The organism is Mesorhizobium sp. Root157 (assembly GCF_001427385.1).
Lineage (GTDB): Bacteria > Pseudomonadota > Alphaproteobacteria > Rhizobiales > Rhizobiaceae > Mesorhizobium.
Genome location: NZ_LMGJ01000004.1, coordinates 67,007 through 91,051, shown reverse-complemented (window position 1 = coordinate 91,051; position 24,045 = coordinate 67,007). Strand labels below are relative to the sequence as shown.

At 60.4% G+C, this 24,045-nt stretch carries 22 protein-coding genes and 1 riboswitch; of the genes, 13 read left to right on the top strand and 9 right to left on the bottom strand.

From position 1 onward, the window contains the following. The first annotated feature begins 1 nt into the window (after position 1). The 6 genes from ASD64_RS05320 (at position 2) to ASD64_RS05295 (ending at position 4,583) form a co-directional block, all read left to right on the top strand. A complete protein-coding gene (locus ASD64_RS05320) occupies positions 2 to 1,246 on the top strand; it encodes an MFS transporter (RefSeq protein ID WP_056101839.1) in 1,245 nt (414 codons plus the stop codon). Beyond that, entirely contained in the window at positions 1,243 to 1,587 is a 345-nt protein-coding gene (locus ASD64_RS05315; protein WP_056101837.1) for a DUF423 domain-containing protein, read from the top strand. Before ASD64_RS05320 ends, ASD64_RS05315 begins: the two co-directional genes overlap by 4 nt. 90 nt (positions 1,588 to 1,677) lie before the next feature. After that, entirely contained in the window at positions 1,678 to 2,157 is a 480-nt protein-coding gene (locus ASD64_RS05310) for an RDD family protein (RefSeq protein ID WP_056101835.1), read from the top strand. 23 nt (positions 2,158 to 2,180) lie between these two features. After that, positions 2,181 to 2,243, top strand: a riboswitch (Fluoride riboswitch). Between the two features lie 77 nt (positions 2,244 to 2,320). Next, the gene (crcB, locus tag ASD64_RS05305) at positions 2,321 to 2,773 is read left to right on the top strand and encodes a fluoride efflux transporter CrcB (protein WP_056101831.1); all 453 of its coding nucleotides are present in this window, start codon (positions 2,321 to 2,323) and stop codon (positions 2,771 to 2,773) included. A gap of 55 nt (positions 2,774 to 2,828) precedes the next feature. Further along, complete coding sequence (locus tag ASD64_RS05300) at positions 2,829 to 3,581, top strand: arginyltransferase (protein WP_056101828.1); 753 nt, start codon at positions 2,829 to 2,831, stop codon at positions 3,579 to 3,581. A 159-nt stretch (positions 3,582 to 3,740) separates the two neighbouring features. After that, positions 3,741 to 4,583 (top strand): DMT family transporter, encoded by an 843-nt coding sequence (locus ASD64_RS05295; RefSeq protein ID WP_413813579.1) that lies wholly within the window; start codon positions 3,741 to 3,743, stop codon positions 4,581 to 4,583. On the opposite strand, the gene ASD64_RS05290 is transcribed toward ASD64_RS05295, so the two are convergent. After that, on the bottom strand, positions 4,571 to 5,785 hold the full coding sequence (locus tag ASD64_RS05290) for an AI-2E family transporter (RefSeq protein WP_244480715.1): 1,215 nt from the start codon (positions 5,783 to 5,785) through the stop codon (positions 4,571 to 4,573). The two genes, ASD64_RS05295 and ASD64_RS05290, sit on opposite strands and share 13 nt — an antisense overlap. A 137-nt stretch (positions 5,786 to 5,922) precedes the next feature. Continuing rightward, entirely contained in the window at positions 5,923 to 8,181 is a 2,259-nt protein-coding gene (gene parC, locus ASD64_RS05285; RefSeq protein WP_056101823.1) for a DNA topoisomerase IV subunit A, read from the bottom strand. 258 nt (positions 8,182 to 8,439) lie between these two features. On the opposite strand from parC, the gene ASD64_RS05280 reads away from it, so the two are divergent. Next, positions 8,440 to 9,633 (top strand): hypothetical protein, encoded by a 1,194-nt coding sequence (locus ASD64_RS05280; protein ID WP_056101819.1) that lies wholly within the window; start codon positions 8,440 to 8,442, stop codon positions 9,631 to 9,633. Between the two features lie 68 nt (positions 9,634 to 9,701). Here the strand turns inward: ASD64_RS05280 and ASD64_RS05275 are convergent, their stop codons facing one another. Next, entirely contained in the window at positions 9,702 to 10,253 is a 552-nt protein-coding gene (locus tag ASD64_RS05275) for a GNAT family N-acetyltransferase (protein ID WP_156460021.1), read from the bottom strand. 276 nt (positions 10,254 to 10,529) lie between these two features. On the opposite strand from ASD64_RS05275, the gene rirA reads away from it, so the two are divergent. Next, positions 10,530 to 10,991 carry an iron-responsive transcriptional regulator RirA gene (rirA, locus tag ASD64_RS05270; protein WP_056101945.1) on the top strand — a complete coding sequence of 154 codons (462 nt, stop codon included), beginning with the start codon at positions 10,530 to 10,532 and terminating at the stop codon, positions 10,989 to 10,991. A gap of 108 nt (positions 10,992 to 11,099) precedes the next feature. Here the strand turns inward: rirA and ASD64_RS05265 are convergent, their stop codons facing one another. The 5 genes from ASD64_RS05265 to hemP are packed head-to-tail and all read right to left on the bottom strand — an operon-like array spanning position 11,100 to position 15,220. Beyond that, a complete protein-coding gene (locus ASD64_RS05265; RefSeq protein ID WP_056101812.1) occupies positions 11,100 to 11,888 on the bottom strand; it encodes a heme ABC transporter ATP-binding protein in 789 nt (262 codons plus the stop codon). A gap of 7 nt (positions 11,889 to 11,895) precedes the next feature. After that, complete coding sequence (locus tag ASD64_RS05260) at positions 11,896 to 12,999, bottom strand: FecCD family ABC transporter permease (protein ID WP_056101808.1); 1,104 nt, start codon at positions 12,997 to 12,999, stop codon at positions 11,896 to 11,898. A 13-nt stretch (positions 13,000 to 13,012) separates the two neighbouring features. Further along, positions 13,013 to 13,906 carry a heme/hemin ABC transporter substrate-binding protein gene (locus ASD64_RS05255; RefSeq protein WP_056101804.1) on the bottom strand — a complete coding sequence of 298 codons (894 nt, stop codon included), beginning with the start codon at positions 13,904 to 13,906 and terminating at the stop codon, positions 13,013 to 13,015. A 10-nt stretch (positions 13,907 to 13,916) separates the two neighbouring features. Further along, the gene (locus ASD64_RS05250) at positions 13,917 to 14,975 is read right to left on the bottom strand and encodes a hemin-degrading factor (protein ID WP_056101799.1); all 1,059 of its coding nucleotides are present in this window, start codon (positions 14,973 to 14,975) and stop codon (positions 13,917 to 13,919) included. A gap of 35 nt (positions 14,976 to 15,010) precedes the next feature. After that, on the bottom strand, positions 15,011 to 15,220 hold the full coding sequence (hemP, locus tag ASD64_RS05245) for a hemin uptake protein HemP (RefSeq protein WP_056101796.1): 210 nt from the start codon (positions 15,218 to 15,220) through the stop codon (positions 15,011 to 15,013). Between the two features lie 199 nt (positions 15,221 to 15,419). On the opposite strand from hemP, the gene ASD64_RS05240 reads away from it, so the two are divergent. From ASD64_RS05240 to ASD64_RS05220, 5 genes are all read left to right on the top strand, one after another. After that, a complete protein-coding gene (locus ASD64_RS05240) occupies positions 15,420 to 17,609 on the top strand; it encodes a TonB-dependent receptor domain-containing protein (RefSeq protein ID WP_056101794.1) in 2,190 nt (729 codons plus the stop codon). 4 nt (positions 17,610 to 17,613) lie between these two features. After that, on the top strand, positions 17,614 to 18,021 hold the full coding sequence (locus ASD64_RS05235; protein ID WP_056101792.1) for a hypothetical protein: 408 nt from the start codon (positions 17,614 to 17,616) through the stop codon (positions 18,019 to 18,021). A 90-nt stretch (positions 18,022 to 18,111) separates the two neighbouring features. Next, positions 18,112 to 19,368 (top strand): TonB family protein, encoded by a 1,257-nt coding sequence (locus tag ASD64_RS05230; RefSeq protein WP_056101789.1) that lies wholly within the window; start codon positions 18,112 to 18,114, stop codon positions 19,366 to 19,368. Between the two features lie 48 nt (positions 19,369 to 19,416). Continuing rightward, positions 19,417 to 19,731: an antibiotic biosynthesis monooxygenase family protein gene (locus ASD64_RS05225; protein WP_056101786.1), complete on the top strand. Its 315-nt coding sequence runs from the start codon at positions 19,417 to 19,419 to the stop codon at positions 19,729 to 19,731. Positions 19,732 to 21,272: 1,541 nt separating this feature from the next. Beyond that, on the top strand, positions 21,273 to 23,156 hold the full coding sequence (locus tag ASD64_RS05220) for an ABC transporter ATP-binding protein/permease (protein ID WP_056101782.1): 1,884 nt from the start codon (positions 21,273 to 21,275) through the stop codon (positions 23,154 to 23,156). 280 nt (positions 23,157 to 23,436) lie between these two features. On the opposite strand, the gene ASD64_RS05215 is transcribed toward ASD64_RS05220, so the two are convergent. Continuing rightward, the gene (locus ASD64_RS05215) at positions 23,437 to 23,880 is read right to left on the bottom strand and encodes a MarR family winged helix-turn-helix transcriptional regulator (protein WP_056101777.1); all 444 of its coding nucleotides are present in this window, start codon (positions 23,878 to 23,880) and stop codon (positions 23,437 to 23,439) included. Between the last annotated feature and the right edge of the window lie 165 nt (positions 23,881 to 24,045).

Genomic DNA, 24,045 nt, shown 5'->3' with positions numbered 1-24,045 from the left:
TGTGACGACCGCTACCGGTGCGACTGACGACGCGATAAACATCCACTGGCGGCGAAATCTCGCCGTCTGCTTCCTTGGCTCGTTCACCACAATCGTGGCGATGACGCTGTTGCTGCCGTTCCTGCCACTTTATATCGAGGAACTGGGCGCTGAAGGCCACGCCGCCATCGTCCAGTGGTCCGGCATAGCCTATGCCGCGACCTTTCTGGCCGCGGCCCTTGTCGCGCCCTTGTGGGGTCGACTCGGCGACCGCTACGGCCGCAAGCTGATGCTGGTGCGCGCCAGCCTCGGCATGGCTGTCTGCATGTCCTTGATGGGCATGGTGCAGAGCGTGGAGCAACTCGTGGTGTTGCGCTTGATGATCGGCTTTGCCGGCGGCTACTCTTCCGGCTCGACAATCCTGGTTGCCATGCAGACGCCGAGGCACCGCTCCGGCTGGGCGCTCGGCATCCTGTCGGCCGGCATAATGGGAGGCAATCTTGTCGGCCCCCTGATCGGTGGCGGGCTGCCGCCGCTGATCGGCATTCGTGCCACCTTTCTTTTATCCGGCGGCATCATCTTCCTTGCCTTCCTTGCGACCAGCTTCCTCATCAAGGAGGGGTCGCACGCCTCAACGAAAACGAAGTCGAAACAGGAAGGCGCATGGCAGGCCATCCCCGACAAGCGCCCGGTCATTGCCATGCTGGTCACGGGCATGCTGCTGATGTTCGCCAACATGTCGATCGAGCCGATCATCGCGGTCTATGTGGCGCAACTGGTCAAAGACCAAGCCCGCGTGACGCTTGTTGCCGGTGTCGTGATGTCCGCAGCGGCGCTAGGCAGCATCGTCTCTGCCTCCCGGCTTGGCCGGCTTGGGGATCGCGTCGGCCACTGGAATGTCGTCACGGCGGCGCTTGCCGTCTCCGCGCTACTGCTCGTTCCACAAGCCTTCGTCACCGAAAGCTGGCAACTGGTGGCCTTGCGCTTTCTCATGGGGCTGGCGCTGGGCGCCCTCCTGCCGTCGATCACCAGCGTCATCCGCCACAACGTGCCCGATCACGTTGGCGGCAATGTGCTTGGCTACTCGATTTCTGCCCAATATGCCGGACAGGTTGCCGGCCCGCTGCTCGGCGGGTTCGTGGGAGGCCACTTCGGCATGCAGGCCGTATTCCTCGGCACCTGCGTACTCATGGCAATCGGCGCTGCCTACAACTGGCTGGCCCAGGCACGCCGCAATCAACGATCAGTTGGAGACGAATCGATATGAGCCGAGTTCTTGTTTCGGCCGCGGGATTATGCGGCGCGGCCGGTGTTGTGCTTTCCGCTGCAGCGTCACATCGCGGCGGCGCCTTCATCGGCACCGCAGCATCTTTCCTGCTCATGCATTCACCGGTCTTCCTTGCCGCAGGCTTGTTGAGCGCAAATCGCATTCTGCGCGCAGGATGCCTCGTCCTGCTTGCCGGGCTCATCCTGTTCAGCGGCGACCTCCTTGCGCGCGACTTCGTCGGCTCGCGGCTTTTTCCGTTTGCGGCACCCATCGGCGGCACGCTGCTGATCGCGGGATGGCTCGCAATTGCGCTCTCGGCATTGCAGCCGTCCGCCAGATAGATGGTGACCGCCGAATCTTGAAATGGCGCTCGTATTCACCATCTGATGCATGACGGCTCCATCGAACCAGCCGAACCGTAAGGGATAACCATGAACGCCCGCGTTCTCGACGGTGATATCATCACGAATCGACTGGATGACGTGCGCGCCTATGACGGCGTTCGCACCCGCCGCATCCTGGCCTTTGCCATCGACTATCTGATCGTCGGGCTGTTGACGATCCCGTTCGCTATCCTCGTACTGGTGCTCGGCTTGCTGACGTTTGGTATTGGCTGGGCGTTGTTCGGCATCCTCGTGCCGGCGGTCGCCATCCTCTACATCTGGAACACGCTGGGCGGCACCGCCCAGGCAACAACCGGCATGAAGATGATGAACCTCCGCCTCGACCGCCTCGACGGCCGGCGCATAGACGGGCTCACCGCCGTGGTGCATTCCGTGCTGTTTTGGGCAGGCAACGTCATTCTGACGCCGCTGGTCTTGCTGGTCACGCTGTTTTCCGACCGCAAGCGCACGCTGCACGATCTGTTGCTGGGCACGGCGGTCTCGCGCACCGATCGAGCGGACTTGTGAAAATCCTCGTCGCCGGATAAATTAGCCGCGATGGGGATGGAGTTCCCCCGAAACTGCCCGCAAGGGCTGATGACTCCTACCGCAACCAACCGCGGTAGAGGTGTGTCTTGGAAACCCCGCCGCAAGCGGGGTTTTTTATGCCCGCTCTCCGAAGGGATGCCACATGTCCTTTACCACTTGCCTGGCCGTCATGATCGGAGGCGCAGCCGGTAGCCTGGCCCGATATCTGCTGTCGGTTTTGGCACTGCCGATCTCCGGCTCGCTGCCATGGGGAACCATACTGATCAATGTCGGAGGCTCGTTCATCATCGGGCTGTTCGGCACCCTGACTCTGGCTGACGGGCGCTATCCGGCTTCCGAAAGCGCGCGTCTGTTCGTGATGATCGGACTTTGCGGCGGCTTCACCACCTTTTCCTCTTTCAGCCTGCAAACACTGGAGTTGTTGCGCAGCGGCGCAATCGTGCGTGCTTCGGTCAATGTCGCCGCGTCGGTGATCCTGTGCGTCGGCGCAGTGGCCGTCGGCCACCTCATTGCAACGCACTTCAACCGAGACATCCGCATTGCCCAGATTGCCATCGAGGAGGAAGGCAGTCCTGTACCACCGCAAAACTCTTGAATTTTTTGCAGACAACGCCAAGGTAGAGAGAGTCGCGGAGTTCCTTTTTGGCTAGATGACGCACCATCCGACCCAGTCGCCGCAATTTTTCCTGACAGCGCCGTCGCCCTGCCCGTATCTCGATGGCCAGTTCGAGCGCAAGGTCTTCACCCATCTTGTCGGCGACAAGGCGCCGGAGATGAACGATCTTCTCACGCAAGGCGGTTTCCGGCGCTCGCAGAACATCGCCTACCGTCCGGCTTGTGAAACCTGTCGCGCCTGTGTTTCGGTCCGCATAGTCGCCGACGAGTTCGTGCCTAGCCGCAACATGCGCCGCGTCCTACAAGAGAATGACGATCTGGTCGGCTCCATGCACGCGGCCGAACCGTCGACCGAGCAATATTCGCTGTTTCGTGCCTACCTGGATGCCCGCCATCGCCGCGGCGGCATGTCGGACATGACCGTGCTCGACTACGCCATGATGGTCGAAGACACGCACGTCGATACCAAGATCATCGAGTATCGCCGGCGCGGCCCCGACACCTTCATCACCGGCAAGGGTCACGGCGAACTGATCGCTGTGGCGCTGACCGACAAGATGGCCGACGGCCTGTCGATGGTCTATTCCTACTTCAACCCCGAACTGGACAGCCGTTCGCTCGGCACGTTCATGATCCTCGACCACATCACCCGCGCCAAGGCGATGGGGTTGCCCCATGTCTATCTCGGCTACTGGGTCAACGGCTCGCGCAAAATGAACTATAAAATGCGCTTCCAACCCCAGGAGCATCTTGGCCCGAAAGGCTGGGAGCGTTATTCGGGCACGTGACGTGGCAGCCTGACCCGGATAGGGTGCCGGCCAAATAGTCCAGCCAGGCTGACTTTCTTCAAGTAGATCTGGATGCCATCCCATCCGCCAGCCGGGGACTTTGCATTGTCTTTAACCAATCACCACACAAAGGGCCTCATACTGACCGCCATAGGCGGCATGGCGCTGACGGTCGATATCCCGCTGATCCGTCTCGCTGACGGCGAAGCATGGTCGATCCTCATGATTCGCAGCGGCACGACATTCCTGGCGGCGCTAATAGTCTGGGCGGTGTGGCGATGGCTGACGCCCAAGGCGCCACAACTCATACCGGGACGTGCCGGTTTGGTGGTAGCAACCCTCTACGGCATCGGCTCGATCACCTTCATCACCGCGGTGTTTCACACGTCGACGGCTGATCTCGTTTTCATTCTCGCGTTCAACACGATGTTTGCCGCACTTTTGTCGTGGCTGTTCCTGCGCGAGCGGCCACGCCCGGCAACGCTCGTTGCCATGGCTTTGATGATCTTCGGCGTAATGATCATCGTCAGCAATTCGCTTGGAACCGGAAACCTGTTCGGCAACATGATGGCGCTGGCGTCCGCGTTCTGCATTGCCTCGGCGATCACCATTTCGCGCGCCAGCGGCAAGGACATGGGGTTCACCGCGCTGGTCGGCGTGATCTTTCCGTTCGCTATCGCCGCCTTCATGGTTTCCGACATCGGCTTCAAGGTGAACGAACCGTGGTGGATCATCTTCAACGGCGCAGTGGTCATGCCGATTTCGTTCTTCTGCCTCGCCAACGGCCCGAAATACATTTCCGGACCGGAGGTTGCGATGTTCTACCTGTTGGAAACCGTACTCGCACCGGTCTGGGTCTGGATGATCTTTTCGGAAGTGCCGACGCGCAACAGCCTGATCGGCGGAACGATCCTGATCGTCACGCTCGTCGCCCATTCCACCTGGCAGTTGATGGAAGGACGCAAGCGGCGAGCCGCGTCTGTAGTGCGTCAACCAGCCTGAGTCGTTCGCGACGTTGGCTCTTCCTCGATGGAAAGCGTCGCCGCTTCCTGCTCGACCACCACCGAGGAGATCGGGATCACCTCGGTCACTTCGGTTTCATGCAGCCATTCGCGCCATATCGCGACCAGCAAGGCCATCAGCACCGGGCCGACGAACAGGCCGACGAAGCCCATCGTCTTGACGCCGCCGACGAGGCCGAAAAAGGTCGGCAGAAACGGCAGCTTGATCGGCCCTCCGACCAGTTTGGGACGCAGCGTCTTGTCGACTATGAACAGTTCCACCGTGCCCCACAGGAACAGCGCCACGCCGGCAAAGGGCGATCCGCTCGCTACCAGATAAAGCGAGACCAGGGTGAAGGATAGCGGCGCACCGCCGGGAATCAATGCCATCAGCCCGGTAAGCGCCCCAAGCGTGACTGGCGAAGGCACGCCGGCCAGCCAATAGGCCGTGCCCAGAACGACGCCCTCGCCTATGGCTATCAATGTCATGCCCGTAACCGTCGAACTGATCGTGGCCGGCACGACGCGCGAGATACGCTCCCACCGCGTCGGCAGGATACGCTCCCCGAGACGATCGATCTGGGCTGCAAAGGCCTCGCCGTCGCGATAGGTGAAAAACAGCGCGATCAGCATGAAAAGCAGCGCCAGGAGCAGACTGAAGGCGCTGCCGCCCGCAGCCACGACGCCCCGATAGATGCTGCCAATATTGGCGCCGCTGACCAGTTGGATCAGTTCGCCGATGCCGCCCGGGTGGTTGAGAGTGAGCCCCCACTGCTCGTCCAGCCATTCGCCGACGACCGGAAGTGCCACGATCCAATGTGGCGTCGGAGCGCCCACCCTGTTGGCTTCGACTGCCCAGACCACCCATTCATGGATTTCGTTGAAGGCATAGGTGCCGGCAAAGGCTATCGGCACGATAAGGAATGCCAGGATAAGCAGGATTGCACAGGTCGCTGCTACGGTGCGGCTTCCGCCAACCGCCGTCAGCAGCCGCCGATAGAGCGGCCAACTGGCAAAGGCGATGATCAGCGCGGCCAGAACCGGCACCAGAAAGCCGTGGAAAAAGTAGACGCCCGCCGCAACGATGAGAATGAGAAGCCAGCGCGCGGCCGAAAGCGGCTGGACCACTGCAGCGCGTATCGGTGCAGCACGGCCAAGCAAGCGCAGTTCACGCTTGTTCTTGTGGCCTTCCTGTTCGTTCAAACGCTGGTACTCCAAGCCCGAGACGAAATATGTAGTCTGCTCACCTAACGCACTATGGATCGGCATAGTGCAGCAATCGTTACAGCAAGCCAATCAACGTGGCGGAAGTTTGCCTGTCCACACCGATCCGGCTTGCCTCAAGCGAACTTGCCGGTTCGGGGGAATCCCTTCGGCACCATACGGCCTGCCGAAGCCCGCGCCCCGACCCATTCCGTCAGTTCGGTCTGCGACCTGGTGAAGGTACGATCCGCCGAGTCTTGCCAAGAAAGGCCGGCCTCCATGGCAAATGTCTTGAGGTCGAGTACGCCGCCGTCTTTGTATTTCTGCAAACGCACGCCCTTACCGCGCGCCATTTCCGGGATTTCGGCCAGCGGGAAGACCAGCATCTTGCGGTTCTCGCCAACGATCGCGAGATGATCGCCGGTGACCGGAATGCAAGACTTTGCTTCATCCGGCGCCTTCACGTTCATCACCTGCTTACCCTTGCGGGTGTTGGCGACAACTTCATCTTCCATGACCACGAAGCCATTGCCTTGATACGAAGCAAGCAGGAGCTTGCGCTTCGGTTCATGAACGAAGGCGGTGACGATGTCCTGGTCGTTCTCCATGTCCACAATGATGCGGATCGGCTCGCCATGCCCACGCCCGCCCGGCAAGCGATCGGCGCCGATGGTGTAGAACTTTCCGCCGGTGGTGAAGACCAGGATCTTGTCCGTGGTTTGGGCATTGAAGGCGAGCTTAAGGCTGTCGCCTTCCTTGAAGCCCAGTTGCGAATGATCGGTCAGATGACCCTTCATCGCACGCAGCCAGCCCTTTTCGGAGACGACGACGGTAACCGGCTCTTTGTCGATCATCGCCTGGGCGATATCGGTGAGATCGTGGTCGGGAGCGTCGGCAAATTTCGTGCGGCGTGGACCGAGTTCCTTATTCTCTTCCGGCCCGAAATCCCGGCGTATCTTCTGGATCTCCCAGGCAATTGTCTTCCACTGCTTGTCCACGGAAGCAAGCAGCGCCTCAATCTGCTTCTTCTCTTCCGTCAGTCCATCGAATTCCTTGCGGATTTCGAATTCTTCAAGCTTGCGAAGGGCCCGCAGCCGCATGTTGAGGATGGCTTCTGCCTGTGTGTCGGTCAGCGACCACCGCGCCATCATCACAGACTTGGGTTCATCTTCCTCGCGGATAATCCTGATCACCTCATCGATGTTGAGATAGGCGATCAGATAGCCGGCGAGGATTTCCAGACGCCGCTCGATTTCACCAAGGCGATGGCGCGAACGGCGCACAAGCACGTCGCGACGATGGTCCAGCCATTCCTTGAGGACGCTTTTCAGCGACAGCACGTTCGGCACCTTGCCGCGCGACAGCACGTTCATGTTGAGCGAGAAACGGCTCTCAAGCTCGGTGAGCTTGAACAGGGATTCCATCAGGATGCCGGGATCGACCGTACGGCTTTTGGGAACCAGCACGACGCGGATATCTTCGGCACTTTCGTCGCGAATATCGTCGAGCAGCGGCAGCTTTCGCGCTATCAACAATTCGGCAATCTTTTCGATCAGCCGCGATTTCTGTACGCCATAGGGAATTTCGGTGACCGCAATCGCCCAGGTTCCCCTGCCCTGGTCTTCCTGATGCCACTTCGCTCTGACGCGGAAACTTCCGCGGCCTGTCTTGTAGGCCTCGAGGATGGTGGCCCGGCTGTCGATGACGATGCCGCCGGTCGGGAAATCGGGGCCCTGGACAAAGTCCATAAGCTTTTCGTCCGACGCGTCCGGATGGTCGATGAGATGAAGTGCAGCGTCGCACAACTCGGCCGCATTGTGGGGCGGGATCGAGGTTGCCATGCCGACAGCGATGCCGGACGAGCCGTTGGCGAGCAGGTTGGGGAATGCGCCGGGCAACACGACCGGCTCTTCGTCTTCTTCGTTGTAGGTCGGGCGGTAGTCGACGGCATCTTCGGTAATGCCGAACAGCAATTCGCTTGCCACTTCGGTCATGCGCGCTTCAGTGTAGCGCATGGCCGCGGCGTTATCGCCATCGATGTTGCCGAAGTTGCCCTGCCCGTCCACCAACGGGTAGCGCATGGAAAAGTCCTGCGCCAAGCGCACCAGCGCGTCGTAAATCGACTGGTCGCCGTGCGGGTGGAACTTGCCCATCACCTCGCCGACGATACGTGCGCATTTGGCGAAGCCCTGGTCCGGATTGAGGCGCAACAGCCGCATGGCGTGCATGATGCGCCGATGGACGGGCTTCAGGCCGTCGCGCACATCCGGCAAGGCACGATGCATTATGGTCGACAGCGCATAGGCAAGATAGCGCTCTTCCAGCGCCTTCTTCAGATCGACCGGTTCGATATTGTCACCGCCACCCTTGTCAGGTGGCAAAAGGCTCTTTCCCATAAGTTTGGACTATCCGAGGCACTGATTCGCGGCAAGGGCAAGACGCAATCGCCACAATCCACGCCCCAGTTTTCATGGGTCGGCCAATGCGGGGTCAGGACCTGTTAAACAACAGACAAAGCGGGGTTTGCCTGCAATTGCCTTTTTCCGCGAATTTGGGCCAATGTGTCTGCGACTGCCTTGCTCCGGTCCAGTTCTTTTCGGACTGAGGCAAGGCAATTGAGATTCCACCAGCCTCAGGCACTTTTGGAGCCCGCGATGACTATCCACCGCTCGACTTTTCAGAAACTGGCCTTTTCGACATTCCTTTTCAGCCTTTCCCTGAATTCGGCATTGGCCCAAGACACCGCCGCAGTCGCCGACCGGTTGAAGTCGGTACTCGCCAACCAGGGTATCGAAATCAATTGGGCCGGGGTTTCCGGCGACACGTCGAGCATGGTGCTTGAAGGCGTGATCGTAAAGCCGGTTGCCGAAAAGGACGGGCTGGAGATCGGCGACGTTACGCTGGAAGGCGTCAGCGAATCGAACGGAAGCTTCGTGGTCGATACGGTTTCGACGAAGGCATTCTCCAAAACCGAGGGGGGCACCACTGTCGACGTCAGCCCCGTTGTCATGCATGGCGTGACGCTCGGCACCGAAGGCAGCACGGACCCGATGGCCTCTCTTCTGATCTACAAATCAGCCGAAATTGCCAGCCTCACCGTCAAGGTGGCCGACAAGACAGCATTTTCCATGGAAAACATGTCTGTGGACGTGACCCCGCCGGCCGACGGTCAGGCGATGGCCTTCACGGGTTCGGCCGAAGAATTCACCGTCGACCTGTCGCTGGTCGAGGATCCGAAATCCCGCGAAGTGATCGACGCCTTGGGCTACCAGACGATTTCGGGAAGCATGGGGCTTGCCGGTTCCTGGCAGCCGTCCGACGGCAGGATGGAACTGTCGCAATACGACATCACCGTGGATGACGCCGGCACCTTCGGCATGACCTTCGACCTCAGCGGCTACACGCTCGATTTCTTCAAATCGATGCAAGAGATGCAGAAGAAGATAGCCGAACAACCGGAAGGAGCCGACAAATCCGCCCAGGGCATGGCCATGCTCGGCCTCATGCAGCAACTGTCTTTCAGCGGAGCTTCCATCCGCTTCGAAGACGATTCGCTGACCAACAGGTTGCTGGAATACTTCGGCAAGCAGCAAGGCATGTCAGCCAAGGACATTGCCAACCAGGCAAAGGCCATCGTTCCGTTCGGTCTTGCCCAACTGAACAATCCCGAACTGACGGCGCAGGCATCCGCCGCCGTCAATCAGTACCTCGACGATCCCAAAAGCATCGTGATCTCGGCGCGACCGGCTTCGCCCGTGCCGTTCGCGCTAATCATGGCGGATGCAATGTCGAACCCGCTCAACCTCACCAAGACCCTGGGCGTAGCGGTCAAGGCGAACGACAACTGACATCGAATTCAACAGGGCCGCGTCGGCAACGGCGCGGCCTTCGCCTTTCCAAGAAAAGCAGGATGCGTTTAGCCGAACCGAAGCGGCTGTTTCGGGACGGCGCCCGCGGCAATCAGACCGACCGGCGTCAACGGATCAAGATGGATCGTGCCGACTGTCTCGCCGTCTACGAACACCAAAGCAGCATTGTAACGCCGAGCCAAAGCGCGCATCGCGCCGTTCTGCGGGTGGGTCGTAACGCGCAACTGGGCGTAGCCAAGGCCCCTGGCCTGCATGATCAGCCGCTCGAACAGTCTTCCGCCGATGCCCTTGTCCTGAAGGTGCCGCTCGACGCTGAAGGCAATCTCTGCCGTCGGTTGGCTCTCTTCGGCGCGCTCATGTAACTCAGCCGCCCCCAGCACTTCATCGTCTTCGACGTAGCCGATGACAGTGGTGCCTTGGGCGAACGAGCGTCCAGCATAATCCACAATGAAACTATCGTCGGTGATGCCGTTGAAACGATCACGCCGGCTCTCCGGATCGAGCCTGAGAAGATGCTCGCGAAAACGCAGCATATCTGACGGTCTCAGTTGGCGGACCGTCCCCATCAAGGGAACGGTTCCTTGCAAGTCCTGTTGCATGTCGCACTCCTCGTGGGTTCCTCCCCGAGTCGCTCTTCGACAGAGTCAATATTGTGCGATGCAGCATGATTTTCAAGGCGCTTGCGAGCAGCCGGGCATGGAGAAATCAAATAGCTGGCATGACGGTAGGAAATGCCTATGCCCATCATTTATAGGCGCGATGCTCGTCAAATTCGATATAAGGTGACAAATTAATTCACCTATCCTGTTTCGACTTGTCTAGAATGATTCCAAGGTATACCCCATATCCGGCAAGCATTTTTGCGAGGAATGATCATGCGGCTTACGCGCCAGACCAACTACGCCATGCGCATCCTTATGTATTGCGGAACCAACAAGGACCAGTTGAGCCGCATTCCCGAAATTGCTGCAGCCTATTCGGTTTCGGAACTGTTCCTGTTCAAGATTCTCCAGCCTTTGGTGGAGAACAAGCTTGTGGAGACTGTGCGCGGCCGTAACGGCGGTGTGCGGCTTGGCCGACCGGCCGAAGAGATCACGCTGTTCGACGTGGTGCGCGTCACCGAAGACAGTTTCTCGATGGCCGAATGCTTTGACAATGACGCAACCGAATGCCCGCTCGTCGATAGCTGTGGGCTCAATTCGGCGCTGCGCGAGGCTCTTGGCGCCTTCTTCGCCGTGCTTGAGCGCCACACAGTTGCCGACCTGATTGCGGCACGCCCCAACATGCGCGTAGCGTTGGGCATCGATCACCTCGACCGGCGCGCGCCAGCCGCCTGAATTGCTACAGCGCGTCGCGCTCAAACGGATTCATGCGGCGCGCTTCAAGTCTCTGGTTTAACGCATGTCGTGATCCCGAAACCGGCTCCCACTTTCGGGCCGCATGCTTCAGAGCGCGGACTGCGGCAACACGAAGGGCGCGTTGCCAGCCGGCAAGGCTCCCACCCGCAACCGGCACCCGAACACCTGTTCGATCAACCTATCCCTGAGAACCTCGTGCGGCGTTCCGGCAGCGGCCAGAGTGCCGCGATGCATGACGTAGATCCGGTCCGCGAACATCGCGGTCAGGTTCAGATCGTGAAGAATTGCGACAACGCCCCCACCACGCCGAGCAAAGTCGCGGGCGATGTTCATGATGATCAACTGATGCTTGATGTCGAGACTGGACACTGGTTCGTCCAGAAACAGGTAGCGTGGCTGCCCGTCGATGATTGGCGTCCACACCTGGCACAACACGCGCGCAAGCTGCACCCGCTGTTGTTCGCCGCCGGAAAGCTCTTGGTAGAAGCGGCCGGCAAAGCCCTCGAGATCGACCTTTGCGAGTGCCCGTTCCGGCAGACGCTCTGCTTCGCCGGGCATTACACCCGAACGACCGCCGACAAGACCCAGCTTGACGATCTCGCGAACGGTAAAGGGAAAGGACAGCGTCGTTGCCTGTGGCAACACCGCCCGCAAGCCGGCAGCCTGTGCCGGCGCCATAGCGGCAAGATCGCGCCCGTTGACGGCGACATGACCCGTATAGGCATGTTCGCCTGACAGTGCCTTGAGAAACGTGGTCTTGCCCGATCCATTGGGGCCGACCATCGTGGCGATCTCGCCGGGCCGGGCCTCGAAATCGATATCCGAGACGATGCACTTCTTGCCGATCGATACCGATACGCCGCGAGCTTCAATCATCAATAGCTCACAAATCGACTATGCCACGCTTGCGCAGCAATATCCAAAGGAAGAACGGCGCCCCGGCCAGCGCGGTGACGATGCCGATCGGCAATTCCGCGGGCGATACGATGGTGCGCGCCACCGCGTCGGCAAGCAACAGCAGCGCTGCTCCAAGCAAGGCGGAAGCCGGCAACAGATAGCGGTTGTCCGGGCCGATCAGCAGCCGTAACAGATGCGGAACGACGATGCCGACGAAGCCGATGCCGCCGCTAACCGCAACGGCAGCGCCGACCGCAGCCGAAACGCTCAGGATGGCGATGTATTTCAGCCGCTGCACAGATATGCCCAAATGGCTGGCCGTCGCTTCGCCAAGCGCCAGCGCGTTCAAGCCGCGCGCCGTGAACGGCATCGCCAGCATAGCCGCCAGAATAATCGGTCCAACAGCGCCGATCTTTTGCCATGTGGCCCCGGCCAGAGAACCGAGTTGCCAAAAGGTCAGGTCTCGCAACTGGCGGTCGTCTGCCATGAAGATCAGGACGCCAGTGAGCGCCATGGCGAGCGCCGCAAGCGCGATGCCGGCCAAAAGCATGGTCGCGACCGAAGTGCGGCCTTGCCTGGTCGCCACTTGATAGAGCACCAGCGTGGTCACGAGCCCGCCGAAGAATGCGGCAAGCGGCAGCGTGAACGTGCCAAACACCGCCGATAGCGGCGCAAGCATCGTGCCCCCCAGAACGATAATCGAGACCGCGCCGAGGCTGGCGCCGGCCGAAACGCCTATCAGGCCGGGATCCGCCAGGGGGTTGCGAAACAGCCCTTGCATGACGGCGCCGGATACGGCCAAGGCCGCACCGACAAGCGCCCCCAGCACCACGCGCGGCAAGCGGATATCGTAGACAATTATGCTGTCGCGCACGCTGAGCGCTTCAGTGCCTGCGGCTGCACCAAGCAACCAGTTGCGCACGACACTGGCTGCCGATGCATCCGAGGCCCCTGACGCGAGGCTGAACAGCATGGTGATCACCAGTGCAACCCCCAACAGGCAGATGACGAGACGAGCCCGCGACGAGCGGTCGCCCGCGGCCATCATCCTCGATATGCCCGGCATGCCGGCGATAGTCTGATCGGCCATGTCCGGCGTCCATTCAATCGGTGATCTTGTCGCCGTACAGCGATACGGCAAGTTCATGAATGGCGTCGGCGGTGCGTGGGCCGAAACCAAGCAGGTAGCTTCCGTCCATACGCAGAACCTTGCGCGCCTCGCCCGCTGGAGTCGGCGCGATGGCCGGATGCTTGAACAAATCGGCGTCTGCCGCAGCATGATCCCCGCTGCGGTCCATCATCAGGATGACGTCCGGACGCGACGAGATAACGGCCTCGTCCGCCAACTGCTTGTAGCCGGAAAAACCTTCGACTGCGTTCACGCCGCCTGCCAGCCGGATGATGCCATCAGCCGCGGTATCGGAGCCCGACGCCATTATCTTGCCGCCCTGCATCGACAGGACGAACAGGATACGCTTTCGCTCTTTGATCGAAGCAGTCTGTGCTTCGGCCTTTTTCAGCTTGCTGTCGACTTCGGCAACAAGTGCGGCGGACTTTTCCTGCACGCCCAAAACCGCGCCGACGGCCCGAATTTTTTCGAGTATGCCTTCGTGATCGAACGTCTCGGGCACCTCGATGTAAGGCACGCTGGCCTTCTTCAGTACATCGATAGCTTCCTGCGGGCCACTGCCTTCCAAGGCCAGAATGCCGCCTGGATTGACCGACAGCACACCCTCCGGCGACAACTGCCGCATATAGCCGACGTCAGGCAACTTCAATGCAGCTTCTGGAAATAGGCTCGTTGAATCGCGCGCGACAAGACGATCCTGTTCGCCTAGTGCGTAGACGATCTCGGTGATCGAGCCACCGATTGCAACGATCTTCGAGATGTCCTTGAAGGTGGCGACGGCCTCGTCGGCAACAGAAGGCGCGACCGCCGCCAGCATCATCGAAAGCCCGACAGTCGCCCTTACGGCAAACCGGGAAAAAACTAACATATCGGTATCCTTAGACCACCTTGAGGGTGGAAACTTTCGGCGGGTTTTCCGCCAGGAAGCGCCAATCAGCACGCTCGGTTTCGCCTTCATGGCGTTCGCCAAAGAACTGGATGATAATCCTGCCTTGCGCGTCATACGCCTCGACGGATGTAACGAACCCGTCCTTGGTCGGCTTGCGTACTCCCCAGACCTCATCGATGTGATCGAGGCGCAGATGCAGATGGAAGGTCTCATCGAGCACGTTCAGCCACGGCCCCATCGGTTTGATCGTCTTGATCGGGCCAGAGTGAATCTGGATGCAACCTCGATTGCCGACAAAGCACATGATCGGCATCGCTTCGGCGGCGGCATGATGCATCAATGCGGCCACAGCCTCATTGTCCACCTTCCACGCATAATCGTCCCCCACCATGCGCACTGCCTGGCGGCGGTTCAACTTCAGTGTCTTCAGCATGCCGAAGAACTGGTGGACGTCGGTCAGTTTGCTCCAGCGGTCGCGTAGGTCCTCAGCCCCGGGTGCTTCCGCCGACGTTTCATTGTCCGTCACAGCCTGCGGAATCACATCGATAGTCGGGTCCTGATTCGCGGACTGGAGGTCAGCCACCAACTTCTGGAACGCATAGAGGTTCGATGCCGGGCGCAGGTGCACCTTATGGACGGCTTCGCCTGCCGCGTCGAAAAACTGCAAGCTGTGGCGAACCTCACCCTCGCTGCGCTTTTCCACGGCAAACCCATGCACCCATGTCTTCGGGAAGATGCGCAAATCTATGTCGTAATTCAGCACGATGGCATTGTGTTCACCGGCCGAGATCTTGTCGTAGACGCCGATCTTTTCGTGAACCGCGCTCTCGTTGCGCGTCAGTGCCATGACCTCGCCGACTGCGGTCAAGCCATTGAGAACGGCGCTGACGCGCGGATCGATCCGCACCACACCCTCACCGCAATGGGCAGCGACCAACTCGGCTTCAGAAATACCGAGTTGAACGGAGAGATCGCGCTCACGCATCTTGGGGTTGTCGGATCTGGCCCTACGAATTTCATGCGGGCTGGGTTTTACGCGCTGGTCCATTTTACCTGCTTTCGCGACACTAAATGCCGAAGGTTTTACTTATTGAGGATGAGCTTGCCCTGGCGGGTGATCTTCAGCCGGTAAAGCGCACCGTGGTGCTCGATGCCGATTTCATGATCGCCCTGGAACAGGCTGTTGCTGGACAGCGTTCTCACCGACAACGGCGCGCGCTCGATCCGGACTGGCGCACCCTGGTCAGGACGGCGGAAGCGATAACGGAAGTCATTGGGATTATGAGCATTCATTGGTCTCGGTCCCTCTCGTTGGACAGCCACAGGCAACTCGGAAATGACGAATTCATTTCTTGACTCGAATAATCATGTTTATTAGTCAGTGCAATACCGGACCAAATGAGTCAACATTTAAGGTGCGGTGAATGATCAAAAATGCCAGCGAGCACACGCGAGCCAGCCATGTATGGACTTGAAAGCCAGGAGTTGGGACATGGGGCTGGTGGCTCGCAATACGGCTGTTCTGCTGGGCGGAGCGGCGTTAACGGTTCTTGTGGGAGTGCACACCTCGCTTGCACAACAAACGAACGAAGCTGAGAAGAAACCTCGGGTTACTCTGCTTCAGCGCCTGATCCTGGGTGCGGGCGCCGAGAAGGTCGCCATCGATGCGCCGCAGGCGGTGAGCGTGATCGAACAGGAAGATCTGGACAGTGACCAGCCGGCGACGATCGGCGACGTGATCCGCGAAATTCCGGGCGTCAACGTCACCGGCTCGGATCGACTGCTTGGCCAGAACTTCAACATCCGAGGCATCGGCGCTCCAGAGACGACGGGCGACGGCGGCCGCATCATCGTCAATGTCGACGGCGTCCAGAAATTCTACGAGCAATATCGCCTTGGTTCGTTCTTCTCCGATCCGGAACTCTACAAACGGGTTGAGGTGCTGCGCGGTCCGGCATCGTCGACGCTTTACGGATCCGGCGCGCTAGGCGGCGTCATCAATTTCGAGACCAAGGACGCGTCGGATTTCATCGCGGAGGGCCAAAACGGTGCGCTGCGCCTCAAGGCGCATTACGAGAGCAACGGCGATAGCGCGCTGTTTTCCACCGTCCTGGCGCAGCGCATGGGCGAAAATGCCGAATTCCTGCTGACCGGCAATTACCGCTTTGCCGATCCCTTCGAGAGCGGCAACGGGACCGAGGTGGTCGGAACGAATTTCCGCGCATGGTCGGGCCTCGCCAAGGGCACATTCAAGGTCGGCGATGAAGGCGCGCTTCGCCTATCGTATCAGCGTTGGGATTCAGATCTTGATCGCCAATACCTGTCACAGACGAGCACGGATGCCATGTTTGGCTTGGTCGACCGTCACGTCGTGGACGAAACGGCCATTGCCTCCTACGAGAACCCGTTCTCGGATAACAACCTGCTCGACCTGAAGATATCGGCGTCCTATTCGAACACAGCGAACACGCAGCGCAACGCCGATCTTCGGGCATTCTGCAGCCCCGGCACCTACGCGATCGGCTGCGACTCCAATTACTTTTATCGCACATGGCAATTGAACGCCCAGAACACGATGGAATGGAGGGGCGACCAGTGGGAGAACTATCTGACGTTCGGGTCGCAGACGTCGTTCCAGACGCGCTCGGCCGAAGCCTTCCTCAATGCAGGCCCGCAGTTCCCCGTCACCTTCCATCCCCAGGGAACGGACCTGAAGACCGGCATTTTTGTGCAAAACGAGTTCATCTGGAACGAGCGCCTGACCCTCATTCCCGGCGTGCGTCTCGACTGGCACCGCCTGACGCCTGACAACGACGTAACCGACCCGTCGACCGGCGCGACGCCAAACGGAGACGATGACACGGCCATCTCGCCCAAGCTCGCCGCGCTCTACAAATTCAACGATAGCTTCTCGGTGTTTGGCTCGATAGCGCATACGGAACGCTTCCCGACGATCGATGAAGTCTACTCGACGTCAGGTTCATCGACGTCGTTCAATCCCAGCGTCGGTCTCCGTAAGGAACGCTCGAACAACTTCGAGGCAGGCTTCGCGGTATCGGGCTACGACATAGTCCAGCCGGGCGACGCAGGCGCGATCAAAGTCACCGGCTTCTACAACGACGTGACGGATCTGATCGCGCTCAATCCGGCGCTCGTCGGCCCTCCCCCCGGACCTCCGGGACCCCCCGTCTACAACAACTTGCCAGGCTACGTTAACGTCAGAAACGCGGAGATCTACGGTTTCGAGGTCGAGTCGTCGTATGACGCCGACTACTTCTTCGCCAACGCCGCCTACTCGCATGTGATCGGCCGCGACAAGAACAGCGGCGCCTATCTGACGACACTGGCGCCACACGAACTGGCGCTGACAATCGGCGGCAAGGTGCCGCAGCACGATCTGCGGTTTGGCTGGAAGGCGCGATTTGTCGCGGGCCCACAGGATTCCGCGCGCAACGGGCAGGTCCCGCCCCTGACCGATCCCCGTTCGACCCGGTATGCCCGCTCGTTCGACACGCACGACGTTTTCCTGAGTTGGACGCCCAGCGAGGGCAACCTGGCGGGATGGGAAGCGCATCTCGGCGTCGATAATATCTTCAACCGTCAGTATAAGGAGTTCCTGATGAACGACGCCGCCAAGGGTCGTACCTTCAAGGTTTCCTTGTCCAAGCAGATCGGCTGGTAGGACAATGCGTGACGCAGCAAGGATAGCACTCACCCTAGGCTCGGTGCTGTTCTGTGCTGCAGCGCAGGCCCAGGAAGCTGTTCAGTTCCCTGCCCTTTCGCTTGAACTCAACGGTGCGCAGCCCTCCGACAAGGGCTGCCGCCTTACCTTCGTGGTCAACAACGGGTTGGGGGCCGATCTGTCCAAGGCCGCGTATGAAATCGCACTGTTCAATGAGGCCGGGGTCGTCGACCGCCTGAGCGTACTCGACTTCAAGGAACTTCCGTCCGGCAAGACCAAGGTTGTCCGTTTCGACCTTTCCGGTATGGATTGCACCAGGATTTCGCGGGCTCTGGTCAACAATTCCACCGATTGCACGGGTGCCGGCATCGAGCCGGCAATTTGCATGGAACGGTTGAAGACCAGCATGTAGACGGGCATTGCCTTCGGCGCATGATCTTGGGGTGTTGTGACGTTGGGTCTGGAACCGGCATTTTCGCGTAGCACGACGGCGGTCTGGCCAATGGCCGGACTGGCTGTCTTGCAGCCCGAGCCGGACGATCCCGGTTTCGCCATCCCGCGCGGCTCGCTCCGGATCGGCGTACGCGACAAGTCCGAACAGGCAACGCTTGCCGGGACCAATGCGGAATTGGTGTCGGCTGCAATGGAGCCGCTCGATCCCGGCCGCGCCAAGCCCGGCGCACGCGGCCGCAAATGGAAGGCGTCGCTGATCGCATCGTGCGTCTTCCATGCCGCGGTCGCCTTTGCTTTCATCGCCTCCGGCTCGGATGAAATTCTCATCGAAGGTGGAGAGGAGGCCGGCCTGATGTTGCTTGGCAACGCGCCTGACGATCAGCGCGCGGCTGGCGACATCGCCACTGAGGCGGATGTCACCAAGGTGACCATCATTCCCTTGTCCGAAGCCAAACCGGTCGAGACGGTCGAGGCCAAACCGGTGCAAGCCGCAGAGACGGTGGAGCCGCTGGACGAGATAACCCCGCAAGTGACCGTCGAGGACACCGTGCAGCCGTTCGAGGACCACACGCCGCAGGCGGCGACGGTTCCCGACAAGGTCGATCCGGTGCCGGACGAAGCAGGGCAAGTGGCGGTGGCAACGCCGATGCCCGAGGTGCTTACGGCAACGACGGTTACGCCAGAGATCACCGAAAACGTCGTCGCATCTGCCGTGGAAGCGATTGAGCCTGAAACTCCCGAGATCGTGGAAGCGGTGCCGGAACCAAGGCCCGACCCTGTGACGGCTGAGGCCGAGCCTGAACCAAAGCCGTCAGAGGTCAACAAGCCGGGGTCGGCGAAAAAGGCTGCGAAGAAGCCGCAGGAGAAAAAGACCCCCGCAAAGACGCCGGCCAAGGAAGAGACAGCGGCCGGTTCGGGCGGCAAGAACCAGGCCGACAGCAAACGCGGCGTGGTCGATGGCGATGCGCAAGGCAAGAGCGCCAGTGCCGCGAAGAAGGGCGCCAGTTCCAGCGCCGGCAATGCCGCCGTTTCCAACTATCCGGGCAAGGTCGCCGCCAAGCTGCGCCGCGCCGTGCGTTCCATCTCCCGTTCGGCCCGCTCCAAGGCCAGCCGCGACGTGCATGTGGCCTTTGTCGTCAATGCCGGCGGCAGCGTGGGCGGCGTCAGCGTCGTGCATAGTTCCGGGTCGCCCGAACTCGACCAGGCGGCAATCGCCATGGTGCGGCGCGCCGCGCCCTTCCCGCCAATCCCGCCCGAAGCCGGGCGTTCGAATTGGGCCTTCACATTGCCACTCGGCGTTCGCTGAGGGGCCAAATTTCAACAGCCATCAGGCACAATCCAAGAGGATACCACCATGTATATCGCCATGAACCGCTTCAAGGTCGTAAGGGGCAAGGAAGAGGAGTTCGAAAACGTATGGAAGAACCGCAACTCGACGCTGAAAGAGATGCAGGGCTTCCAGCAGTTTCATCTCTTGCGCAGCGCATTCAACGAGGAAGAAAACTACACGCTGTTTGCCTCCCACACCGTGTGGGCAAGCGAGGCCGACTTCGTCGCCTGGACCAAATCGGAGAACTTCCGCGCCTCGCACAAGAACGCCGGCACCAGCAAGCTGACCACTTTCGGCCACCCGCAGTTCGAAGGCTTCTCGGCAGTCGAAGGCGCATAAGCCGAAGCTGGCGGACACATCGCATCCCCTTTTTCCTCGGTGCAGAAGGGAAGCGCGAGCCCTCCGTACTTCGTCGTCCTCGGGCAAGCATGAGCGCAGCGAAAGGCGCGACCCGAGGATCCATGCCGCGACGGCGGCCGTAAGGTATAAGGCGGTGCAGAATGGGGCCTTGTGCACCGTATCGCGCTGCCGCCTGGTCACGGCATGGATCCCAGGGTCTGCGCGACGGCCTTCGGCCTGCTCCGCCCTAGGATGACGAAGGGATAGGTATGCCTATTCATTGCCACGCCCGGCATTTGCCGTCTGGGAGTCTTTGCCCCGCCTTTAAGCTCGCTCGCTGCGCTCGTCGCTGGCGGGGACCCCGACGAATGGGCGGACGGCTGACCAAGGTCGCACTTTATCATTGCCACGCCCGGCGAAAGCCGTCTGGCCATTGTCAAAGAACTGACCTCGCTTGAGAGGTCGGGAAGACGGGCGGCCGTTTGGACGCTCGTTTAAGTAAGTAATGCGACCTTGCGGCCGCCCGTCCGGTGGCTTCCCTCAACCGGCACACCGGCCATGCGGTTTCCCGCCGGCACACGATGCCCGGTTCGAGGGCCGAACTTGGGGGCTCATCACCCAGCCGCCCACCGTGGACGACCAGCCCGGCACCGTCGCCCTTCCCTGATACCCGGTGCGCACCAGGTCTCCCGCAAGAGCGATGGGGTGAGTATGCAAGCGGTGGCGAGGGGTGTGGAAAAGAATCTTGTCGAAGTGAAATGGATCAACGGGTTGGCGGGGTGAAGGAGAGAGGTTGATCCACGATTAGACCTCACGAAAGACCCTCATCCGACCTCGCTTCGCTCGGCCGGCGGATGACGGTGTTGCGTCCAATGTCGACCCTGCCCGCGAGTACGCTGCCGAAAAGTCACGGGATAGATACCGGCTCGCCCTCGCTTTGCCAGGGTCAGGACCTGTTAATTTGACTGGAATGGCGAAGTCTACTTTGCCGCTGCGCTACCTGCGAGGTAGCGCAGTTTCAACGCTTCGGTCCCGTTTCCTCAACGCGATGACGGCCCCGCCCGGCAGGGATGGCGCATGAGTAGCGCGCAGCGGAGCGGGTTGGCATTCTCGACCCGGTGAGAAGAGTTCCGGCAGCGAATCAAATGCACGACGAGATCGAGGCGGCCGCTTTCGCGACCTGAAAACGAAGCGTCATCCGAAAGGCAAGCGAAAGCGCCCGCAGCCACCGTTAACGTTACGGAAACCAGAATTTTTACTGATGCCATCCTCCCAATTGATTGAATCCATTTGACGATCGGCCGCCGGGGTAGCGCCGGGCTACGCCAATCGGCCTGTTGCAACAGCGCAACGTAGGAACCTTGGCGCGCTTCGGAGCGTCAATAAAGTAATTGAAAATGATCAATTGGTGTTACCCTTCGTAACAATAGAAAAAGAGGTTTGGGCAAAGCGTGATTCGGGTCGGTAGACCGCGACACTCAATATCGGGAAAATCGCATAGCGGCGCAGTGAGGCCGACTTACCCGACGCCGGTTTCGTCGATGCGAAACTTCTGGGGCCTGATGCGGGCCTACTGGTTCTCCGACAAATGGAAGGAAGCCTGGACGCTGACGCTGGTGGTGGCCTTCTTCACCGCGCTTTCCAGCAAGGCGGGCGTGTGGTTTGCGGAAGCCTCGGGCGAACTCTTCAATTCGATCGCCTACTATCACGACGCGGCCAACAAAAATCCACTTGAGGCGCTGCTGATCAATGCCGGAATCCTCGTGGCGCTCGTCGTATTCAAGGATGCGGGCATCACCGGGACAAAGGCCTTCGTGTCGGCAACTCTGCACCGACGCTGGCGCGGCTGGCTGGACAGCAGGTTCAACGATGCCCTGCTCGACGACAACCACACCCATTTCCATGCGCAGAACGGGTCCGACACGGTACCTGACAACATCGACCAGCGTGTGCAGGAATCGATCAAGGGCATGACCGGCGGCGCAATCGGCCTCGCCATGGGCGTCATCGCGGTTGCCAGTTCGCTGTTCTTCGTGGGGCAGAAGCTGCTCGAAACCTCGACCGAAGTCCATGGGCTGGAGTTCCTTGGCGATTACGGCAGCGCCGTTCTGGCGTTCGTGGTGGTTGTCGCCTACGTCCCGGTCAACACCTATATCGCGATAAAGCTTGGCGGCATGCTGGAACGGCTGTCGATCCGCATGCAGAAGGCCGAGGGCAGTTACCGCGGCGAACTGACGACATTCCTGCGCCGCAGCTTCCATGTCGCCGCATCGCGTGGCGAAAACGTGCAGAAGGCAATGCACGGGCGGCTCTACGTCGATATCGACCGGACCTGGGGCAAGCTCAACTGGGTGAATGCCAGCTACGATTCGTTCGAGCGCATCTACAATTTCGTCGGCGCAAGGGTCGTGGCCTATGCGCCGGGCCTGATACCGTTCGTCCACAATCGCATCGACCTCAAGGGCTACATTACCGGGGCCGAACTGGTGAACTCGCTGATCAGCCAGTGCTCGTGGTTCATCCATGTCATGCCGGCGATCGCCACGCTGCGCGCCAACTCAAGGCGCGTCATGGACCTCGCCGAGGCGATCGAGAACGTGCAGAAGCCGGCGGAGTTCTACCGCCAGACGGGCCAGTCGGATTTCCGCTACACGACGCAGAACCCGGTGTTCGGCCTGACCATCCAGAACCTGCAACTCAACCATCAAGGCCATCGGGCCGAACCGTTCCTGGTCAGCGAAAGGCTGCGCTTCCGGCGCGGCGAGTGGACTTTCCTGAAGGGCGAATCCGGCTGCGGCAAGACTTCGCTGATCAAGGCCCTGAACGGGCTGTGGCCTCATGGCGGCGGCACCATCGTCTTCCCGGAGGGGATCACGACGTTTTATGCGGCACAGGAGGTCAAGCTGCCGCAGGTGACGCTGAAGGAACTTGTCTGCCTGCCGCAAGGAGCGGCCCAGCACTCCGACGCCAGCGCCGCCGCTGCCCTGCACAAGGCGGGCCTCGGCGACTTCATCGAGTTCATGGGCGAGGAAACGCGCACCGGCAAGACGTGGGACCAGCTTCTATCGGGCGGGCAGAAGCAGAAGCTGGTCGTGGCCCGCATCCTGCTCCACCAGCCGGGGCTGCTATTCCTCGATGAGGCAACCGGCGCGCTCGATCCTGAAGGCAAGGTCGCCTTCCACCAGGCGATCAAGGACAATTGCCCCGGTGTCACCGTCATCAGCGTGATGCACGAAGCGGTGCCGCCGCGTTCGGCAAGCGGCGAGGAATTCTATCACAGCGTTCTCACCATCGCCGACGGGGCAACTTCGAAGAAACCGCTGGCACCTACCCTGCCGGTCGAACTCACCACCATCCTGGCCAATCCCGAGCCGGTCAACGACGGCTGGCTGCGCCTGCCGCGCATCAGGCAACGGCAGAAATAACGGCTCATGCTGCAGCGCGGAACCGGGCTGCTGTTTTAGAGCGCGTCGCGATCTTTCGGATTCGCTGGCGCGCTCCAAGTATTTGCTTTTATGCACGTCGTTATCCCGAAACCGATTCCCACTTTCGGGCGACATGCATCAAGTACCTGTTTTCATGCATGTCGTTATCCCGAAACCGGTTCCCACTTTCGAGCGACATGCATCAAGTACCTGTTTTCATGCATGTCGTTATCCCGAAACCGGTTCCCACTTTCGGGCGACATGCATTGGGCGACATGCGCTACTTCTTGTTGTTTTCGCGCACCGGTATGCGCTTCAGCAGCGGGCCGATGCGTGACAATTCATCGAGATGGATGTGCGACAGCCTGGCTAGAAAATCGTCGGCCTTGTCGGTCAGGACCAGGAAGACGCGGCGCTGGTCCTCGGGGTCGGGTTCCCTGACGACAAGCTCAGCTTCGCACAAACGGTCCACCAGTTCGACGGCGCTGTGATGGAGGATGCGGAGGCGCTCCGCCAGGTCGCCGATGGTAACGGACCGGTCTTCGGGAAAACCCTTGATGGCAAGGATAGCCTGATGCTGGCGCGGTTGCAGACCGACGCCGCGCGCCGCCTTCTGGCTGAATTCGAGAAATCTCCGCAGCAGATAGCGAAACTCGGAAAGCGCGCGATAGTCCTCACGCGTGATTGCCGAAAGCGGCAAGTCAGGTGGTGTCTTGTTGCCCATCTCTCCCCCGCTTCCTGACGACGGATCGGCATCTGCGAAACGCCTGACACCGTTCCATCGAACGCAAAGCGTCCTGTCCACCCCATACCATAGTTGAATGAGGGAATTTTCCGAAGGGCGAAGTTTCCGACTGCGACACTCTACACCAGGCACCCGGCAGGGAGC

Bases quoted from the DNA above. Each gene is read 5' to 3' on its own strand.
- ASD64_RS05315 (WP_056101837.1), top strand. From the start codon at position 1,243: ATGAGCCGAGTTCTTGTTTCGGCCGCGGGATTATGCGGCGCGGCCGGT.
- ASD64_RS05310 (WP_056101835.1), top strand. From the start codon at position 1,678: ATGAACGCCCGCGTTCTCGACGGTGATATCATCACGAATCGACTGGAT.
- crcB (WP_056101831.1), top strand. From the start codon at position 2,321: ATGTCCTTTACCACTTGCCTGGCCGTCATGATCGGAGGCGCAGCCGGT.
- ASD64_RS05300 (WP_056101828.1), top strand. From the start codon at position 2,829: ATGACGCACCATCCGACCCAGTCGCCGCAATTTTTCCTGACAGCGCCG.
- ASD64_RS05295 (WP_413813579.1), top strand. From the start codon at position 3,741: ATGGCGCTGACGGTCGATATCCCGCTGATCCGTCTCGCTGACGGCGAA.
- parC (WP_056101823.1), bottom strand. From the start codon at position 8,181: ATGGGAAAGAGCCTTTTGCCACCTGACAAGGGTGGCGGTGACAATATC.
- ASD64_RS05280 (WP_056101819.1), top strand. From the start codon at position 8,440: ATGACTATCCACCGCTCGACTTTTCAGAAACTGGCCTTTTCGACATTC.
- ASD64_RS05275 (WP_156460021.1), bottom strand. From the start codon at position 10,253: ATGCAACAGGACTTGCAAGGAACCGTTCCCTTGATGGGGACGGTCCGC.
- rirA (WP_056101945.1), top strand. From the start codon at position 10,530: ATGCGGCTTACGCGCCAGACCAACTACGCCATGCGCATCCTTATGTAT.
- ASD64_RS05265 (WP_056101812.1), bottom strand. From the start codon at position 11,888: ATGATTGAAGCTCGCGGCGTATCGGTATCGATCGGCAAGAAGTGCATC.
- ASD64_RS05260 (WP_056101808.1), bottom strand. From the start codon at position 12,999: ATGGCCGATCAGACTATCGCCGGCATGCCGGGCATATCGAGGATGATG.
- ASD64_RS05255 (WP_056101804.1), bottom strand. From the start codon at position 13,906: ATGTTAGTTTTTTCCCGGTTTGCCGTAAGGGCGACTGTCGGGCTTTCG.
- ASD64_RS05250 (WP_056101799.1), bottom strand. From the start codon at position 14,975: ATGGACCAGCGCGTAAAACCCAGCCCGCATGAAATTCGTAGGGCCAGA.
- hemP (WP_056101796.1), bottom strand. From the start codon at position 15,220: ATGAATGCTCATAATCCCAATGACTTCCGTTATCGCTTCCGCCGTCCT.
- ASD64_RS05240 (WP_056101794.1), top strand. From the start codon at position 15,420: ATGGGGCTGGTGGCTCGCAATACGGCTGTTCTGCTGGGCGGAGCGGCG.
- ASD64_RS05235 (WP_056101792.1), top strand. From the start codon at position 17,614: ATGCGTGACGCAGCAAGGATAGCACTCACCCTAGGCTCGGTGCTGTTC.
- ASD64_RS05230 (WP_056101789.1), top strand. From the start codon at position 18,112: ATGGCCGGACTGGCTGTCTTGCAGCCCGAGCCGGACGATCCCGGTTTC.
- ASD64_RS05225 (WP_056101786.1), top strand. From the start codon at position 19,417: ATGTATATCGCCATGAACCGCTTCAAGGTCGTAAGGGGCAAGGAAGAG.
- ASD64_RS05220 (WP_056101782.1), top strand. From the start codon at position 21,273: ATGCGAAACTTCTGGGGCCTGATGCGGGCCTACTGGTTCTCCGACAAA.
- ASD64_RS05215 (WP_056101777.1), bottom strand. From the start codon at position 23,880: ATGGGCAACAAGACACCACCTGACTTGCCGCTTTCGGCAATCACGCGT.